Origin of the sequence: Micromonospora sp. AB353, from assembly GCF_049538395.1 — a bacterium.
In the GTDB taxonomy this organism is placed as follows: domain Bacteria; phylum Actinomycetota; class Actinomycetes; order Mycobacteriales; family Micromonosporaceae; genus Micromonospora; species Micromonospora aurantiaca.
This window is the reverse complement of record NZ_JBMVFV010000031.1, coordinates 19,302-36,149: the sequence shown is the minus strand read 5'-3', so window position 1 is coordinate 36,149 and position 16,848 is coordinate 19,302. Positions and strand designations below refer to the sequence as shown.

At 73.6% G+C, this 16,848-nt stretch carries 14 protein-coding genes; 7 read left to right on the top strand and 7 right to left on the bottom strand.

What is annotated here, in order from left to right:
- The first annotated feature begins 82 nt into the window (after positions 1–82).
- Positions 83–2,284 (top strand): transglycosylase domain-containing protein, encoded by a 2,202-nt coding sequence (locus ACPCK6_RS15290; RefSeq protein ID WP_423481432.1) that lies wholly within the window; start codon positions 83–85, stop codon positions 2,282–2,284.
- A gap of 167 nt (positions 2,285–2,451) precedes the next feature.
- Here the strand turns inward: ACPCK6_RS15290 and ACPCK6_RS15285 are convergent, their stop codons facing one another.
- Positions 2,452–2,766 carry a nucleoside/nucleotide kinase family protein gene (locus ACPCK6_RS15285; RefSeq protein WP_423481431.1) on the bottom strand — a complete coding sequence of 105 codons (315 nt, stop codon included), beginning with the start codon at positions 2,764–2,766 and terminating at the stop codon, positions 2,452–2,454.
- 121 nt (positions 2,767–2,887) lie between these two features.
- On the opposite strand from ACPCK6_RS15285, the gene ACPCK6_RS15280 reads away from it, so the two are divergent.
- Positions 2,888–3,448, top strand: a complete 561-nt coding sequence (locus ACPCK6_RS15280) for a dihydrofolate reductase family protein (protein WP_423481430.1) — start codon at positions 2,888–2,890, stop codon at positions 3,446–3,448.
- A 4-nt stretch (positions 3,449–3,452) separates the two neighbouring features.
- On the opposite strand, the gene ACPCK6_RS15275 is transcribed toward ACPCK6_RS15280, so the two are convergent.
- On the bottom strand, positions 3,453–5,285 hold the full coding sequence (locus ACPCK6_RS15275; RefSeq protein ID WP_423481429.1) for a thiamine pyrophosphate-requiring protein: 1,833 nt from the start codon (positions 5,283–5,285) through the stop codon (positions 3,453–3,455).
- Between ACPCK6_RS15275 and ACPCK6_RS15270 the strand changes: the two genes are divergently transcribed.
- The 3 genes from ACPCK6_RS15270 (at position 5,274) to ACPCK6_RS15260 (ending at position 9,604) form a co-directional block, all read left to right on the top strand.
- Positions 5,274–6,203, top strand: a complete 930-nt coding sequence (locus ACPCK6_RS15270; protein ID WP_396882949.1) for a TrmH family RNA methyltransferase — start codon at positions 5,274–5,276, stop codon at positions 6,201–6,203. The two genes, ACPCK6_RS15275 and ACPCK6_RS15270, sit on opposite strands and share 12 nt — an antisense overlap.
- Positions 6,204–6,247: 44 nt before the next feature.
- A complete protein-coding gene (argG, locus tag ACPCK6_RS15265) occupies positions 6,248–7,699 on the top strand; it encodes an argininosuccinate synthase (RefSeq protein ID WP_041799074.1) in 1,452 nt (483 codons plus the stop codon).
- Positions 7,700–7,807: 108 nt separating this feature from the next.
- A complete protein-coding gene (locus tag ACPCK6_RS15260; protein ID WP_488178296.1) occupies positions 7,808–9,604 on the top strand; it encodes a PucR family transcriptional regulator in 1,797 nt (598 codons plus the stop codon).
- Positions 9,605–9,765: 161 nt separating this feature from the next.
- Here the strand turns inward: ACPCK6_RS15260 and ACPCK6_RS15255 are convergent, their stop codons facing one another.
- Positions 9,766–11,115 (bottom strand): MurL-like N-terminal domain-containing, encoded by a 1,350-nt coding sequence (locus ACPCK6_RS15255; RefSeq protein ID WP_423481427.1) that lies wholly within the window; start codon positions 11,113–11,115, stop codon positions 9,766–9,768.
- Positions 11,116–11,198: 83 nt separating this feature from the next.
- Here ACPCK6_RS15255 and murD point away from each other — a divergent pair, with 83 nt between their 5' ends.
- Complete coding sequence (gene murD / locus ACPCK6_RS15250; protein ID WP_423481426.1) at positions 11,199–12,545, top strand: UDP-N-acetylmuramoyl-L-alanine--D-glutamate ligase; 1,347 nt, start codon at positions 11,199–11,201, stop codon at positions 12,543–12,545.
- A gap of 1 nt (position 12,546) precedes the next feature.
- On the opposite strand, the gene ACPCK6_RS15245 is transcribed toward murD, so the two are convergent.
- From ACPCK6_RS15245 to ACPCK6_RS15235, 3 genes are all read right to left on the bottom strand, one after another.
- Positions 12,547–13,122 carry a DUF6114 domain-containing protein gene (locus tag ACPCK6_RS15245; RefSeq protein ID WP_423481425.1) on the bottom strand — a complete coding sequence of 192 codons (576 nt, stop codon included), beginning with the start codon at positions 13,120–13,122 and terminating at the stop codon, positions 12,547–12,549.
- Between the two features lies 1 nt (position 13,123).
- Entirely contained in the window at positions 13,124–13,753 is a 630-nt protein-coding gene (locus ACPCK6_RS15240; protein WP_135241096.1) for a DUF6230 family protein, read from the bottom strand.
- A gap of 183 nt (positions 13,754–13,936) precedes the next feature.
- Positions 13,937–14,692, bottom strand: a complete 756-nt coding sequence (locus ACPCK6_RS15235; protein ID WP_396882894.1) for a TetR/AcrR family transcriptional regulator — start codon at positions 14,690–14,692, stop codon at positions 13,937–13,939.
- A gap of 349 nt (positions 14,693–15,041) precedes the next feature.
- On the opposite strand from ACPCK6_RS15235, the gene ACPCK6_RS15230 reads away from it, so the two are divergent.
- Positions 15,042–15,728, top strand: coding sequence for a Tat pathway signal sequence domain protein (locus tag ACPCK6_RS15230; protein WP_396882895.1), 687 nt, complete (start codon positions 15,042–15,044; stop codon positions 15,726–15,728).
- Positions 15,729–15,785: 57 nt separating this feature from the next.
- Here ACPCK6_RS15230 and ACPCK6_RS15225 read toward each other — a convergent pair whose 3' ends face one another.
- Entirely contained in the window at positions 15,786–16,748 is a 963-nt protein-coding gene (locus ACPCK6_RS15225; RefSeq protein ID WP_396882950.1) for a hypothetical protein, read from the bottom strand.
- Between the last annotated feature and the right edge of the window lie 100 nt (positions 16,749–16,848).

Sequence of the window (16,848 nt, the reverse complement as noted above, 5' to 3'; positions counted from 1 at the left end):
GAGCTGAACGGTTGCCGTGAGGTAACTGACAGTTGCCTGGCGAGGTGGCCGGTAGGCGGCTTTAGTGGCAATCCTGGAGTCCATGCCGTCTCCCAGGTCGCCGCTGTCGCGGCTGTTCACCGTGCTGCTGGCCGGCCTGCTCGCCGGGCTCGTCCTCGCGCTCGCCGCGCTTCCCGGCGGCCTGCTCGGCGGGTTCGCCGCCCGGGCCGCGCTCGGCGCGTACGCGGACCTGCCCGACGCGCTGCGCACCCCGGTGCAGCCGCAGCGCTCCTACCTCTACGCCAACGACGGCAAAACGCTCATCACCACGTTCTACGACGTGAACCGCACCGACGTGCCGCTGGCCGAGATCGCCCCGGTGATGCGGCAGGCGATCATCGCGGCCGAGGACCGGCGGTTCTACTCGCACGGCGGCGCCGACCTGCGCGGCATCGCCCGCGCGCTGGTCGCGAACGTCAAGGGCGGCGGCACCGAGCAGGGCGGCTCCACGCTGACCATGCAGTACGTCCGCAACGTGCTCAAGACCGACCCGAACCGCACCCCGGAGGAGCGGCAGGCGGCCACCGAGCAGACCGTCGGGCGCAAGCTCCAGGAGATCCGGTACGCGAACGCGCTGGAGCAGTCGCTGTCCAAGGACGAGATCCTCAACCGCTACCTCAACATCGCGTACTTCGGTTCCGGCGCGTACGGCGTCGCCGCCGCGAGCCAGCGCTACTTCGGCAAGGCGCCGGCCGACCTGACGCTGGGCGAGGCGTCGCTGCTCGCCGGCCTGGTCCAGTCGCCCGACGCGTACAGCCCGATCGACGGCGACAAGGACCAGGCGCTGGTCCGGCGCGGGTACGTGCTCGACGCGATGGCCGAGACCGGCGCGATTACCGCGCAGCAGGCCGCCGCCGCGAAGGCCGAGCCGCTGACGCTGCGCCCGACGGCCCAGCCCAACGGCTGCACCGCCACCGCCCAGGGGCACGACGACTGGGGCTTCTTCTGCGACTACCTGCGCCGCTGGTGGCTCACCCAGCCCGCCTTCGGCAGCACCCCCGAGGAGCGCGAGCAGGCGCTGCGCCGAGGCGGCTACCGGGTCGTCACCACGCTCGACCCGAAGATCCAGCAGACCGCGCAGGAGCAGGCCACCAAGGTCTACGGGTACGGCAACAAGCGCGCGCTGCCGATCGCGGCGGTCGAGCCCGGCACCGGCCGGGTGCTCGCCATGGCGGTGAACCGGCACTACAGCCTCGACGCCAACCCGGACGGGCAGGCCAACCACCCGAACACGGTCAACCCGCTGATCTCCGGCGGCGCCAGCGTCGACGGCTACCAGGCCGGCTCGACGTTCAAGATGTTCACCATGCTGGCCGCGCTGGAGGCCGGAAAGCCGCTGTCCACCGGTTTCGACGCCCCCAGCCGGCTGCCCACCCGGTACGCCTCGGACGACGAGGGCAACTGCGACGGCACGTGGTGCCCGGCCAACGCCAACCCGCAGTGGATGGACGGCTACCGGATGATGTGGGACGGCTTCGGCCGGTCCGTCAACACGTACTTCGTCTGGCTGGCCGAACAGGTCGGCGAGGACAAGGTGGTGGAGATGGCCCAGCGTCTCGGCATCACCTTCCGGGCCGACTCCGACGCCGCGTTCGCCCGCGACAACGCCGCCAACTGGGGCGCGTTCACGCTCGGCGTGGCCGCCACCACCCCGCTCGACCTGGCGAACGCGTACGCGACGGTGGCCGCCGAGGGCACGTACTGCACGCCGCTGCCGGTGGTCTCGGTGACCGCGCCCGACGGCGACGCCGTCGACGTGGCGCAGCCGTCCTGCAAGCGGGTGCTCGAACCGGACGTGGCCCGTGCCGCCACCGACGCGGCCCGCTGCCCGGTCGGTCAGCAGTCCGCGTTCGAGCAGTGCAACGGCGGCACCGCCACCGCCGTCGACCGGATCGTCGGCCGCCCGGTCGCAGGCAAGACCGGCAGCTCGGAGCGCAACGCCACCGAGACGTTCGTCGGCTACACCCCGCAGGTCGCGGTGGCCGGCATCGCCGCCAACCCGGACGACGTCAACGACCTGGTCGGCTCCGCCGTGCAGGCGAAGGTGATCGACGCGGTGGCCCGGACCATCAAGACGGCGCTCACCGGCAAGCCGGTGGCCGACTTCACCGCGCCGAGCCGGGCGCTGGTCGGTGACCCGCAGCGCCCGCAGCCGCCCCGGCAGACCGAGCCGGACCGCCGCGAGCAGCGCCAGGAGAGCGAGCTGCCCTCCGACGTGCTGCGCTGGCTGCGCGGCCGCGGGTAAGGAAGGGCCCCTTCTTAACGCCTCCGGTAGAGGAAGGGCCCCTTCTTAACGCCGCGCCGGACGCGCGACCGCGTCCACGACCGCGTCGAGGGCGGCGGCCGGGCGCGGGAAGACCGCGTAGGCGGCGCGCACCACGCGCCGTCCCCGGTCGCCCCGGGCCTCCATGATCACATCCTGGCACCAGGTCCACCGGTCCAGCACCGCCACCCGTCCGGTAGGCGTGCCACCGCCACGGTCCGGGCCATCGCCACCGCGCGCACCGTCGCCTCCAGGACCGGATAGACGGTACGGCCGAACAGCGCCACCCCGTCCGGCCGGCCGAGCGCCCGCGCCAGCCGGTTCCACAGCGGCCGCCCACCGGCGTTCTCGAAGTACCGGGCCCGCACACCCCGCTCGCGCAGCCGCGCCGCGAGCGCCCTGGCCTGGGTGGTCTTGCCGGAGCCGTCGACGCCGACCAACGCGATCATCACCGGGCGGCCCACAGCCCCGGACGCTAACGCACCCGGACAACGATGCGCGCGACGTGTCGGATCCGGTCCGGCGGCTCCGACCCACCGGTGAGCGCGCCCCACCGGGACGCGCCGCGACGCGGAGGAACACATCATGGGCAACGTCATCTACGGGGTGCACACGTCGGTCGACGGCTTCATCGAGGGCCCGAACGGCGAGTTCGACTGGCCGGAGATGGGGGAGGAGCTGTCGGCGTACTCGATCGGGCTGGCCGAGCGGGCCGACGCCTTCGTCTACGGGCGGCGGGTGTGGGAGATGATGTCCTCCTACTGGCCGCAGGTCGAGTCGATCTCCGACCACCCGCACGACCTGGCGTTCGCGCCGATCTGGCGGCGTACCCCGAAGGTCGTGGTGTCCCGCACGCTCGCCGAGGCCTCCCACGGCGCCGTGGTGGTCGGCGGTGGCGACCTGGCGAAGGAGTTCGCCGAGGTTCGCGAGCGGTTCCCCGGCGACCTGCTGGTCACCGGCGGCACCGGGGCGGCGACGGCGCTGGCCGCGCTCGGGCTCGTCGACACCTACGAGGTGATCGTGCACCCGGTGGTGCTCGGCGGCGGACGGCAGGTGCTGCCCGGCCTGGCCCGGCAGAACCTGCGGCTGGTCGAGACGCGCCGGTTCGACGGCCGGTCGGTGCTGCTGCGCTACGCGCGGGCCTGACGCCTCAGCGGCCCCGGCGGCGGGGCCGGTACGTGGCGAGCGCGGCCGGTACGCCGCGCCGCATGATGCCGGCCCGGTCGCTGTCCCCGCGCAGCACCGCGGCGGCGGTCTTGCGGGCCTGCTCGGCGGTGAAGTGCGGCGGGAGCATCAGCTCGGCCGGGTCCACCACGGCGTTCACCACCACCGGGCGGTCCGCGTCGAGCACCCGCTGCCACAGGCCGTCCACCCGGCCGGGGGAGTCGACCAGCTCACCGCCGAGGCCCAGCACCTCGGCCCACCTGTGGTACGCGACGTCCGGCAGGTCCTGGCTGTCCGGGAACATCGGCGTGCCCTCGCCGGAGCGCTGCTCCCAGCTGACGAACGCCAGCTCCCGGTTGTTGAGTACCAGCACCACGAAGCGGGGGTCGGCCCACTCCCGCCAGTACCTCGCCACCGTGATCAGCTCGTTGACGCCGTTCATCTGCATCGCGCCGTCGCCGAGCAGCGCGATCACCGGGCGGTCCGGGTGGGCGAACTTCGCCGCGAGCGCGTACGGCATGCCGCCGCCCATGGACAGCAGCGTGCCGGAGAGGCTGGCCAGCATGCCGGGGCGGACGCGCACGTGGCGGGCGTACCAGGCGGTGGCGGTGCCGCAGTCGACGGCGAGCATGGCGTCGTCCGGCAGCGCGTCGTCGAGCGCGGTGAACAGCGACTGCGGGTTGACCGGGTCGGCCGGTTGGGCGGCGACCTCACGTTGCGAGGCCCGCCACTTGCCGGTGGCGTCGGCGAGGGTGGCCCGCCAGGCGGTCGGGCCCGGCCCCGGGCCCAGCTCCGTGAGCAGGGCGCGCAGCGTCGGTCCGGCGTCGCCGGTCAGGTTCACCTCGGTCGGGTAGCGCAGCCCCATCCGGGTGCCGTCGATGTCGATCTGCACCGCCCGGGCCTGGCCCTCCGGTGGGTAGAACTCCGAGTACGGCATCTGGCTGCCGACGATCAGCAGCCTGTCGCACTCGCGCATGAGCTGCCAGCTCGGGCGGCTGCCGAGCAGGCCGATCGCGCCGGTCACCCAGGGCTGCCGGTGGTCGACGGCGGTGAAGCCGAGCAGCGCGGTGGCGACCCCGGCGCCGAGGCGGTCGGCGATCCGGCGTACCTCGTCCTCGGCGCCCAGCGCGCCCTGCCCGACGAGCATCGCCACCCGCTCGCCGCCGCGCAGCACCTCGGCGGCGCGGCGCACGTCGGCCTCCGGCGGCACCGTCGGCTCGCTGCTCGGCACCGCACTGGTGTGGTAGTAGCCGTGGGCGTGCGGCGGGTCGGGCACCGCCGGCAGGTCCTGCACGTCGGAGGGGAGGACCAGGGCGGTCACGGTACGCCGGGCCAGCGCCGTGCGGCAGGCCCGGTCGACCAGGTGCCGGGCCTGCGACGGGTCGTCGAGCTGGGCCAGGAAGGCCGAGGCCACGTCCTTGTAGAGCGCGAGCAGGTCCACCTCCTGGTAGTAGCCGCCGCCCTCGGCGGGCAGCGCGGTGTGCCCGAGCAGCGCCACCACCGGCTGGTGGTCGAGTTTGGCGTCGTAGAGGCCGTTGAGGGCGTGGATCGCGCCCGGGCCGCTGGTCACCACCACGCAGCCGAGCGGGCCGCCGCCGTACTTGACGTGCGCGCCGGCCGCGAAACCGGCTGTCTCCTCGTGCCGGACCTGGATGAACCGGGCCCGTCCCTCGGCGCGTTGCAGCGCCGAGGTCATGCCGTTGATGCCGTCGCCCGGGTAGCCGTAGTAGCGGTGCACGCCCCACTCGGCGAGCCGGGCCACCAGGTAGTCGGCGACTGTGGCGTCGCGGGGGAGGTTGCCGTCGTGATCCGCGCCCATCGTGGTCCCTCCGTCACCGTCGGCCTCCCGGCTTGCTTCCCCGCCCGGGACGACGGAAACGCGGCCCGCGCCGGAACCGCGGCCGGGCGGGCCGGGCAGAATCGCCTGGTGCCCGTCCACGAGATCACCGACCCCGACGACGACCGGATCGCCGACTACCGCGCGCTCACCGACGTGGAGCTGCGTACCCGCTGGGAGCCGCCGCACGGGCTGTTCATCGCCGAGGGGGAGCTGGTGCTGCGGCGGGCGTTGCGGGCCGGCTACCCGGCCCGGTCGTACCTGGTCGACGCCAAGCGGGTGGATCAGCTCGCCGACCTGGACACCGGTGACGCGCCGGTGTACGCGGCCACGCCGGACGTGCTCCAGCGGGCCACCGGCTTCCACGTGCACCGGGGCGTGCTCGCGTCGTTCCACCGCAAGCCGCTGCGCTCCGCCGACGAGGTGCTGGCGGCGGCCCGGCGGGTGGTGATCCTGGAGGACGTCAACAACCACACGAACCTGGGTGCGATCTTCCGGGGTGCCGCCGCGCTCGGTGTCGACGCGGTGCTGCTGTCCCCGACCTGCGCCGACCCGCTGTACCGGCGCAGCGTACGGGTCAGCATGGGCGAGGTGTTCGCGGTGCCGTACGCCAAGCTCGATCGCTGGCCCGACGGGCTGGACCAGGTCCGGGCGGCCGGGTTCACCGTGCTCGCGATGACGCCGGCGCCGGATGCCGTACCGATGCAGCGGCTGACCCCGGCGCAGCGCGAGCGGGCGGCGTTGCTGCTCGGGGCGGAGGGGCCGGGGCTGACCGCGGCGGCGCAGGCGGCCAGCGACGTGCGGGTGGTGATCCCGATGCGGCGCGGCGTGGACTCGCTGAACGTGGCCGCAGCCGCGGCGGTGGCGTTCTGGGAGCTGGGGCGCGACGACGCACTCTGACGACCGGCTTGCATGACCATGCGACGGCGTGCATAATCTTCCTTGTGTCCAAGGTTCTCACCTCCCTGCCCATCGGCGAACGTGTCGGCATCGCCTTCTCCGGCGGCCTCGACACCTCGGTAGCCGTCGCGTGGATGCGCGACAAGGGCGCCGTCCCCTGCGCCTACACCGCTGACATCGGCCAGTACGACGAGCCCGACATCGCCTCGGTGCCCGGCCGCGCACTCAGCTACGGCGCCGAGGTCGCCCGCCTCGTCGACTGCCGCGCCGCCCTGGTCGAGGAAGGGCTGGCGGCGCTGACCTGCGGCGCCTTCCACATCCGCTCCGGCGGGCGGGCCTACTTCAACACCACGCCGCTGGGCCGCGCCGTGACCGGCACGCTGCTGGTCCGCGCGATGATCGCCGACGACGTGCAGATCTGGGGCGACGGCTCGACGTTCAAGGGCAACGACATCGAGCGGTTCTACCGGTACGGCCTGCTGGCCAACCCGCAGCTGCGGATCTACAAGCCGTGGCTGGACACCGACTTCGTCACCGAGCTGGGCGGCCGCACCGAGATGTCGGAGTGGCTGCTGGAGCGCGGCCTGCCCTACCGGGACAGCACCGAGAAGGCGTACTCCACCGACGCCAACATCTGGGGCGCCACCCACGAGGCCAAGACGCTCGAGCACCTGGACACCGGCATCGAGACCGTCGAGCCGATCATGGGCGTCAAGTTCTGGGATCCTTCCGTGGAGATCCCCACCGAGGACGTCACCATCGGCTTCGACCAGGGCCGCCCGGTGACCATCAACGGCAAGGAGTTCGGCAGCGCCGTCGACCTGGTGCTGGAGGCCAACGCCATCGGCGGCCGGCACGGCCTGGGCATGTCCGACCAGATCGAGAACCGGATCATCGAGGCCAAGAGCCGGGGCATCTACGAGGCCCCCGGCATGGCGCTGCTGCACGCCGCCTACGAGCGGCTCGTCAACGCCATCCACAACGAGGACACGCTCGCGAACTACCACAACGAGGGCCGCCGCCTCGGCCGCCTCATGTACGAGGGCCGCTGGCTCGACCCGCAGGCGCTGATGCTGCGCGAGTCGCTGCAACGCTGGGTCGGCACGGCGGTCACCGGCGAGGTCACGCTGCGGCTGCGCCGGGGCGAGGACTACTCGATCCTCGACACCACCGGCCCGGCGTTCAGCTACCACCCGGACAAGCTGTCGATGGAGCGCACCCAGGACTCGGCGTTCGGCCCGGCCGACCGGATCGGCCAGCTCACCATGCGCAACCTCGACATCGCCGACTCCCGCGCCAAGCTGGAGCAGTACGCCTCCGTCGGCATGGTCGGCGGCGGCACCCCGCAGCGGATCGTCGGCGCCGCCCAGGCGGCCTCGACCGGGCTCATCGGTGCCATGCCGCAGGGCGGCGCGGAGGCCATCGCGTCCCGGGGCGTACCCACCGCCGAGGACGAGGCGCTCGACCGGGCCGCGATGGAGTTCGGCGTCGACTGATCGCCGCCCCTCGTTCCGTCTGCCCGCCCGCCGGTCCCCGCCTTCTCGGCGGGCCGGCGGGCGGTGTGGCTTTCGGCAACGGTGGTGACGCAGGGTAGCGTGTCGCCCGTGTTCCCTACCGTGCGTGAGGTGCTGGAGCTGGTGCCCGTGCGCCACGGCGCGCCGCGCCTGGTCGCGGGGAACGCCGGACTGGACCGGTCGGTGCGCTGGGTGCACATCGCCGAGGTACCCGACATCGCCACCCTGCTGGGCGGCGGGGAACTGGTCCTCACCACCGGGATCGGCCTGCCGGGTGACGACGCCGGGCTCCGCGAGTTCATCGGCGCCCTGGCCGACGTCGGCGTCTCCGGGCTGGCCGTCGAGCTGGGCCGCCGCTACGTCAGCGGAGTCCCACGCGTGATGGCCGCCGCCGCCGAACGACGCGGCCTGCCCCTGATCGAGCTGCGCCGCGGCACCCCGTTCGTCCGCATCACCGAGGCGGTGCACGCGCTGATCGTGGACGCCCAGCTCACCGAGCTGCGCGCCACCGAGGAGATCCACCAGCGGTTCACCGACCTGTCCGTGGAGGGCGCCGAACCGGCCGAGGTGCTGCGGCAGGCCGCCGAGCTGGCCGGCTGCCCGATGGTGCTGGAGAACCTGTCCCGGCAGGTGCTCGCGTACGACCCGGCGGGGGAGAACGCCCAACTGCTGCTGGACGGCTGGGAACGGCACTCCCGGCAGATCCGCCCGCCCGGGCGCACCGCGTACGACCCGGACAGCGGCTGGCTCGTCACCACAGTCGGCGCGCGCGGACAGGACTGGGGACGGCTGCTGCTGCGCTGGCCGGCCACCGAGTCCACCCCGCCGACCCGGCTGACCATCCTGATCGAACGGGCCGCCTCCACGCTGGCCCTGGGCCGGCTGATCCGCCGCGACGCCGAGGGCCTGGAACGGCAGATCCACCGCACGCTGCTGACCGCCCTGATCGACCACACCCGCCCGGTGGACGAGGTGGCGCTGCGCGCCAAGGCGCTCGGCGTCGTCCTGGACCGCCGCCACCTGGTCGGCGTCGTGGTCCGCCACCGCGCCGACGAGCCGGCCGGCGACGCGGGTGCCCCCGACGACGAGCCGGCCGCTCGCCGGGGCGCGCGCCGCGACACCGACGCCGAGGGCCCGGAAGCCGGCCCGGCCCGGCTGCGCGACCTCGCCGAAGCGGTCAGCCAGGCCGTCCGGGACGCCAAGCTCACCGCGCTGACCAGCCCGCTCGACGACCAGGCCGTGGGCGCGCTGCTGGCGCTCCCCGACCCGGCCGCCGAGGAGAAGGCACTGTCCGCGTTCGCCGCGGCGTTGCGCCGGGTACGCCTCGACGCCGCCCCCGCCCGCCCTCCGGCCTCCCGCCCGTCGGAGTCGCCTGACCGTCCCGCCGGACGGGCCGTCGCGTCGGGGAGCGCGCGGCCGGTCGACGCGCCGCCCCGGGCCGCGATCGTGGTGGCGGCCGGGTCCGGTGTGAGCAGTCTGCGCGAGGCACGCCGGTCACTGATCGAGGCGCGGCAGGTGGCGGAGGCGGCGCGGCGGGATCCCCGGGATCTGCCCTGCTACCGGCTGCCGCACGTGGGGCTGGCCGGGCTGCTGCACCTGTTGCGTGACGAGCCCCGGTTGCAGACGTTCGTCGAGCGGGAGCTGGGGCCGCTGCTCGCCTACGACGCCCAGCACCCGCGGGAGCAGTTGCTCGGCACGCTGCGGGCGTACCTGGAGCAGGGGCGGAACAAGTCGGCCGGCGCCGCCGCGGCGCACCTGTCCCGGCCGGCGTTCTACGAGCGGCTGGCCCGTATCGGCCGCATCCTCGACGCCGACCTCGACTCGGTCGACAGGTGCCTGTCCCTGCACGTGGCCCTGCTGGCCCTGGACGCCATCCGTACCCCCTGACGGCGACCCGGCCCACACCCCGCCCGCCCTCACCCACCCTCTCGCCCGAGGCGGTGATCATGAGGTTGGCGGCACCGATCCGGACATTTCGCCGGCCCAACGTCATGATCGTCGTGGCGGGCGGGGCGGCGGGCGGGGCGGGAGGGCAAGGGGGGGGTGGGTCAGGTCAGGGCCGTCAGGGTCTTGGCGTAGGGGGCGGGGACGAAGTTGTCGCCGCCGGGGGTGAACACGTCGGAGGTGGCCGCCGCCTGCCAGGCGGTGTCGGGCAGCGCCGCGACCAGGGCGCGCACCACAGGGGCGTCGCGCCACTGGTCCTGCTGGGCGAGCAGGCTCAGCGCGACCACCGACTCCTCCACCTCGCCCACGCACTCGAACGGCTTGTGCCCGTCGATGCCGAGCAGCTCCCGGTAGCCGGGGATCTGGGACTCGTCGGCCAGCAGGTCGCCGCCGAAGATGCCGGTCAGCCGCTCGCGCGGCATGAACGGCGCCATGGCCAGGAACACGAACCGGCACTTCGGGCAGTCGCGGCACCAGCGCTCGCTCGCGTCGCGCAGCTTGAACGCGGCGTTGCAGCTGGTCACCACCGCGTCGTACCGGTCGATCTCGGCGAACAGCCGGGCGATGTGCAGCTCGGACAGGGAGCGCAGCAGCGAGAAGTACGGCTCGGTGAGCCCGGCGTGCTCGGCCAGCGCCGCGCGCAGCAGCCCTTCCGCCTCGACGCCCTTCGACCACTGGTGGTTGATCTCGTGGCCGTTCCAGATCAGGTTCGGGTCGGACGCGGAGCGCTCGTTCGACATCACCACCGGGCCGAGCCCGTGCAGGACGGCGGTGGCCACGGCGATCAGCGAGTTGATCGCGGTGACGGGGATGTGCCCGTTGCGCGCGCCTGCGGCGTTCAGCTCGAACAGCACCGGGTCCAGTCGCCGCCGGGCGGCCAGCGGCACCAGGTCCGACGCCTCGTTCACCGACACGATCACGTGGTTCGGGTTGACCGAGAACGGCACCGGGTCGAGGCCGGCGCGGCGCAGCGCCTCCAGCGTGACGATCGAGTCCTTGCCTCCGCCGACAGCCGACAGCGGACGACGGTCGGAATTGTCCACCGGCACCGCCGGGTCCACCGTGCCGGACGGCACCTCGGGACGCAGTTCCAGCACGTGCGGCAGCTCGTTGCGGTACGCGTACTCGGCGAGGCCCTTGGTGTAGACGGCGGTGACCAGCTCGACGGCGGCGGCGCCCAGCGGCGCGGGCAGCACCAGCCGGGGCGGCGCGGCGGCCTTGTAGTAGCTGACGCCGGCGACCACGTGCAGCAACTCCAGCACCCGGGACAGGGTGGCAGCCGTGGCGTCGGAGACCGGCTCGGCCGGCAGCGGAAGCGTGATCACCTCGGTGAACCGCTGGTCGCCGTCGGGACCGGTCAGGGCGTAGTCGAACAGGACCTCGCCGGTGGCGAAGTCGATCGAGTAGGACGGGAAGGTGAAGGCGTCCATCCGCCGCAGCTGCTCGTTGGGCACACGCCATACTAGGCCCTGGTTCGTCCGTCCGTGTCCGGCTGGGCCGGACCCTGTCCGCCGTCGACCGAGTCCGAGGAGAGCCCGTGCGCCTGTCTGATCTGCGCGGACGTCATGTCGCCGTCTGGGGCGCCGGCCGCGAGGGCCGGGCCGCAGTGACCGCGATCGCCGCGCACGGGCCGGCCGGCCTGGTCGTCGTCGACGACAGCGCCAACTTCCTCACCCTGCCCTGGGACGGTCCGCTGGCCGCCGCCGCGCCGCTCGTCACCGGCGAGGAGGGCTTCGAGCGCCTCGCAGCCGCCAACGTGGTGGTCCGCTCGCCGGGTGTGCCGAACACCCACCCGTGGATGGTGGAGCTGCGCCGCCGGTCCGTGCCCGTCACGCAGGGCAGCGCGCTGTGGATGGCCGACCACGCGGACCGGACCGTCGGGGTGACCGGCAGCAAGGGCAAGAGCACCACGTCCAGCCTGATCAGTCACCTGCTCACCGCGATGGACCGGCCGAACGTGTTCGGCGGCAACATCGGGGTGCCGCTGCTGGACCTGCCCGAGGCGGGGCTGTACGTGCTGGAGCTGTCCAGCTACCAGTGCTCCGACCTGACCGACTCGCCGCGCGTGGCGGTGGTGACCGCGCTGTTCCCGGAGCACCTGGACGCGCACGGCGGTGAGCGGGAGTACTACCGGGACAAGCTGAACCTGATCGCGCACGGCCCGCACGCTGTCGTGGTGAACGGCGCCGACCCGCGGCTGGCGGCGGAGCTGGGCGACCGGGCCGCGATCCGGGCCGGCTCGCCGGACACCACGCACGTCGCCACCGGGCCGGACGGTACGCAGTGGTTCCACCTGCGGGATACGCCGCTGTTCCCGCGCGCGGTGCTGCCGCTGGTCGGGCGGCACAACGAGGGCAACCTCTGCGTCGCGCTCGCCGTGCTGGACGCGCTCGGCGTCGACGTGGTGGCGCGCAAGGACAGCCTCGCCGTGGCGGTCGCCGAGTTCCAGGGCCTGGCGCACCGGCTCACCGAGATCGCCGACCCGTCCGGGCTCACGTTCGTCGACGACACGCTCGCCACCAGCCCGTACGCGGCCATGCACGCGATCGACGCGTACGAGGGACGGCCGTTGACGGTGATCGTCGGCGGCGCCGACCGGGGGCTGGACTACAGCCCGCTGCGCGCGCACCTGGCCGGCCGGGAGATCACCGTGATCGGCGTGCCGGACAGCGGCCCCCGCATCGTGGAGGCGCTGTCCGGACTGCCGTCGGTGCGTACCGAACTGGCCGACGACCTGGTCGCCGCCGTCGGGCTGTCCCGCAAGCTGACCCCGGCCGGCGGGGTGGTGCTGCTGTCCCCGGCGGCGCCGAGCTACGGCCGGTTCCGCAACTTCGAGCACCGCTCCGAGGTGTTCGCGCAGGCGGTGGCGGACACCGCCCGCTGAGTCAGCCGCGCTCCGCCCGCGTGTGCCGGGCCGGCCCCGGCTCGGCCGACAGGAGCGCGTCGAGCGACTCGGTGGGCGCCGAGCCGTCCACCGGCTCGCGCGGCCCGGGCGTCGTACCGGCGGGCGCCGCACCAGCGGGTGACGTGTCGGCGGGCGTCGTGTCGGCGGGCGTCGCGGCCGGGCCGGCGCGGGGAGCCCGCCGCTTGACCGGTGTCCAGGCGAACGCGAGCGCCCCGCCGACGAGCGCCAGCAGCATGCCGATCAGGAACCCGCCCAGGTTCGAGGTGAGCCAGGAGACCAGCCCGAGCACGAGGGAGAGCACCGCGTAGAAGACGCGTTGCTGCGGCGTGGTGATCAGCAGTACGCCGCAGATCACCAGGACCAGGGGGACCAGGTACGCGGCCAGCCCCTGCGGCCCGACGTGCAGCAGCACCCCGAGCGGCGCGCGCAGCGTCACGAGCATCTCCGCGCCGCCGAGCGCGATGAGCAGCCCGGCGGTGAACGGCCGCGCCCGGCGCCAGCGCCGCCAGCGTGTCCGGACGCCGGCGGCGGGCGCCGAGTGCTGTCCCGCGCTCACCTCAGCACCCTTCGGAGCTGAAGCCCATGCGCAGGTTGGGCAGCGTGAAGACGGCGGCGGTGGTGGCGTAGTTGTTCTGCCGCAGGTTGGTGATGGTCACGGTGTCGGCCTGCTGGGCGAACACGCCCGGGTTGCCCTTGACCCCGGGGACCTTGTCGACGGTGCTGGCGTCCTGCCCGACGTCGATGTTCTTGAAGGAGGCGTTACCGGCGATCTCGTCGCCGTCGACCACGAGCGTGCGGGCGGAGACGGGCTTGCCGGAATTGCCGGCGGTGATCCGCAGGTTGGTCCCGCCCAGATTGATGCTCTGGCAGAGATTGGTCAGCTCGGCCTTGTCGATCGCCGAGACGATCACGAGCACCTGGCCGCCGGTGTCGCCCTGGTTGGGGCTGTCCGGGATCATCTGGTCGAGCGTGGCGAACTGCTCGAACCCGGTGCCCTCCAGTTTGTCGGCGGTGACCGTGAACGGCATGCCCGAGATGGCGAACTGCGCGCCGAGCACACCCTGTGCGGTCAGCACCACCATGCCGGCCGCGCCGGCCGCCACGGCGCCGAACGTGACGGCGAACCGGCGCCAGCGTACGCCGCTCCGCGGTTGATCGGTCTCGACCTGATCGATCTGCTCCGACATGCCGGCCCCTTTCGAGATCAATTCATCTGCGACGATGTGAATTGGCTTCGCAGGATGTGCGCGCCGAGGGGCGCAGGCCGAAGTTACCGCTGAGTAAAGGGGCGGTCAACTGCCTGTAGCAGATCGTTGGGCGGCATTTGCCAAAAGCGGCCAAAGTGAAAAACCGCTGCGGTTTCCGACCGGTCAGGGCTGGCCGGGTGCGCAGGGCGCGGTGGTGGCCGGGCCGTCGTCCGTCCCCGCCGCCCGCGCCACGCGGCCCGCCTCGCGTGGGCCGAGGAACGGCGCGGTCGCCGCGTACGTGAGGGCCGGCAGCAGCAGCGGCAGCTCCTCGGCCCGCCCCTGCGCCACCCGCTCACGGATGGTGGCGTGGATGCCGCCGACCACTATGGACAGCAGCGCGTCCCGGTCCACGCCGGCCGGATCCGGCCCGGCGCCGGCGAAGAACCGGCGGAAGCTATTCAGCAGCGCGTCGCGCTCCCGGCGGGCGTCCGGGCCTGCGGCGTCCACCTCGACCAGCGCCATCCGGGCGAAGGCGGGCACGCTCGCGAGCACGTCGAGCAGGGTGCGCAGCGCCGCCCGGGCGGCCTGGGGCCAGTCCGGGCCGGCGTCGCGGTAGGCGTCCTCCATCAGGTGCGACACCACCGCGATACCGTGCCGGTACGCGGCCAGGAATGCGTCCTGCTTGCCGCTGAACAGCGCGTAGAACGCGGGCCGGGTGACCCCGGCGGCGTGGCAGATGTCGCTGACCCGGGCGTTGTCGTACCCCCGGCTGGCGACCTCCCGGACCAGCCCGTCGAAGAGGCGGTCGCGCTGGGTCGCCGCGACCTCCTCGGCCGGCACGCGGCGCGGGCCGCGCTTGATGGCGCGGTCCGGGTCGCGGCCGTGGCGGGCGCCCGGCAGGGGCACGGGCGCCGGCGACGGCGGGCTCGGGACTGTCACTCATCGACCTTTCTTGATGCGTTGACTTTACGACCCTCCGGGGTTTATAACTTTCGACACGCTCAGTTCACGCCTCGTCACCGCTGGTGATCTCTCCCGATCGGTCACCCGAACGCGTCGAAGGAGGGTCGGATGGCTGCCATTATCGCCGCGCGGACCCGTCCCCCCAAGGCCGGAGAGACCCAGGTGACGCGGCGACGCCGCACTGCGCCACGCCGCCCGGCCCGCTGAGGCCGCAACGGCGCACCACCACCCGCGACGGCCCGGTCCCTGCCGTCGCGCCCACCGGCTCCGTCCGCCCCGGACGCCGCCGGCACCGTTTCCCGTCCCACCGCCGGAAGGAACAACCATGCCCAGGTACGGACGCATCGGCGCGGGCCTCGCCGCCCTGGCGCTGCTGACCGGTCTGGTCGGCGCCGCCCCCGCCACCGCCGCACCCACCACCTCGCTCGCCAGCGCCGTGCTGACCTACCCGACCGTCGCCGGCACCGCCGTGTCGGTGGGCGACGTCATCCAGGCCAGCCTGCGCAGCGGCACCAACGCCACGTTCTACTCCTCGACCAGCGGCAGCACCGGCATCAAGTGCGCCGCGTCCAGCTTCAGCGCAAAGGTGCTGACCAACCCGACCGCTCCCGGCACCGCGACCGAGAGCCTCACCGCGCAGTCGTTCTCCAGCTGCACGACGAACGTCTTCGGCACCACCGGCGTGCAGAGCGTCACCGTCAACAACCTGCCCTACACCACGTCGGTGACCAGCGCGGGCGTGGTCACCATCTCCGGCACGGCCGCGGCGCCGATCCAGAGCACCGTCGTGCTCAACTCGCTGCTCGGCGCGATCACCTGCGTCTACCGCACCAGCACGAACACGCTGACCGGTACGGCGTCCAACGGCACCAACTCGATCAGCTTCACCAACCAGGTCCTGACCAAGTTCTCCGGCCCGTCGCTGTGCTTCGGCACCGCGTACTTCACCGCCTCGTACTCGCCGGTGAAGGACACCAGCAAGACCGGCAGCCCGGCGGTCTACGTCAACTGACACCCGGCTCTCGGGCCGGTGCGCGGCGGTTCGCCGGGCACCGGCCCGGACGCCGGTTCAGCCCGCCGTCAGCGTCGCGTGCAGCGCGCGCATCGACCGCAGCGCCGACCGGATCTCCTGGAGGTAGCGGCCCGGCGTCAGGGTCGGCTCCGGTACGGCGACCGCGGCGCGCGCGGCCGGGTCCACACCGACCGTCTCGATGCCGCACCGGTACGGCACGGCGAGCGTCCGCAGCGCGTCGCAGTGCTGGAACGGTACGTAGATCGGGGCGGTCACCATCAGCACCGGGTCGCCCGCGCGCAGCCGCACGTGCTCGGCCCAGAACCGCTGCGTGTCGGCGGTGTGCGCGCGACGGCGGTCCGGTTCGCTGGACGGCGCGGCGAGCACCCGTACCGGGGGCAGCCCGGCCGGCCGGTAGGTGCGCGAGGACCAGGCCCGGTGCGGATGACCGGCCGGCTCGCCGTGCTCGTCGTCCGGCGCGTCCACCCCGAAGGCCAGCCGTACCCCGGCGTCGAGGACGTCCACCTCGGTGGCGCAGCCGGACAGGCCGGCGGCGTCGAGCGTGCGGGACTCGGCAGCCGACAGCGGCCGGAAGCTGCCGAGCACCGCCACCTCGCCGGTCACCTCGGCCGCCGTCCGGGCCAGCGTCGCCGCGTACGCGGTGCGCCGCAGGCAGGCGTGCGCCAGCCCGCCGAGCACCAGCAGGTGCGCGTACCCGGATCGGGCCGGTGCGACCGCGCGGACCAGGCCCAGCGTGGCGGCGGCGCTCAGCACCAGCCCGGCGGTGGCCGGGTCGAACGCCGGTTCGCGGGCGTCCGGGCGTTCCCGTCCCTGCCGGAAGTCCCAGCGGCGGGCGGAGAACGCGTCCAGCCCGGCCAGCACGGCCGCCAGGTCGCCGTCGGGCCAGTCGCCGCCGAAATGCGCCACGAGCTGCCGCACCGGCGCCGACTCCACCCAGGACCGGACCCCGGCGAGGAGTCGGGCCGGCGTCGTCCCCGCCGCGCCGCCCGGCAACGTCACCTGATCCGTCCGCACCCGGCGGATGCTACCGCCGGACCGACTCGCACAGTGCCGGTTGTCCCGGCCCCGGTCGTGGTGGGAACGTGCGGGGATCCACCTC

Coding starts and splice junctions, on each gene's coding strand:
- ACPCK6_RS15290 (WP_423481432.1), top strand. CDS start 83: ATGCCGTCTCCCAGGTCGCCGCTGTCGCGGCTGTTCACCGTGCTGCTG.
- ACPCK6_RS15280 (WP_423481430.1), top strand. CDS start 2,888: ATGGGCAACGTCATCTACGGGGTGCACACGTCGGTCGACGGCTTCATC.
- ACPCK6_RS15275 (WP_423481429.1), bottom strand. CDS start 5,285: ATGGGCGCGGATCACGACGGCAACCTCCCCCGCGACGCCACAGTCGCC.
- ACPCK6_RS15230 (WP_396882895.1), top strand. CDS start 15,042: ATGCCCAGGTACGGACGCATCGGCGCGGGCCTCGCCGCCCTGGCGCTG.
- ACPCK6_RS15240 (WP_135241096.1), bottom strand. CDS start 13,753: ATGTCGGAGCAGATCGATCAGGTCGAGACCGATCAACCGCGGAGCGGC.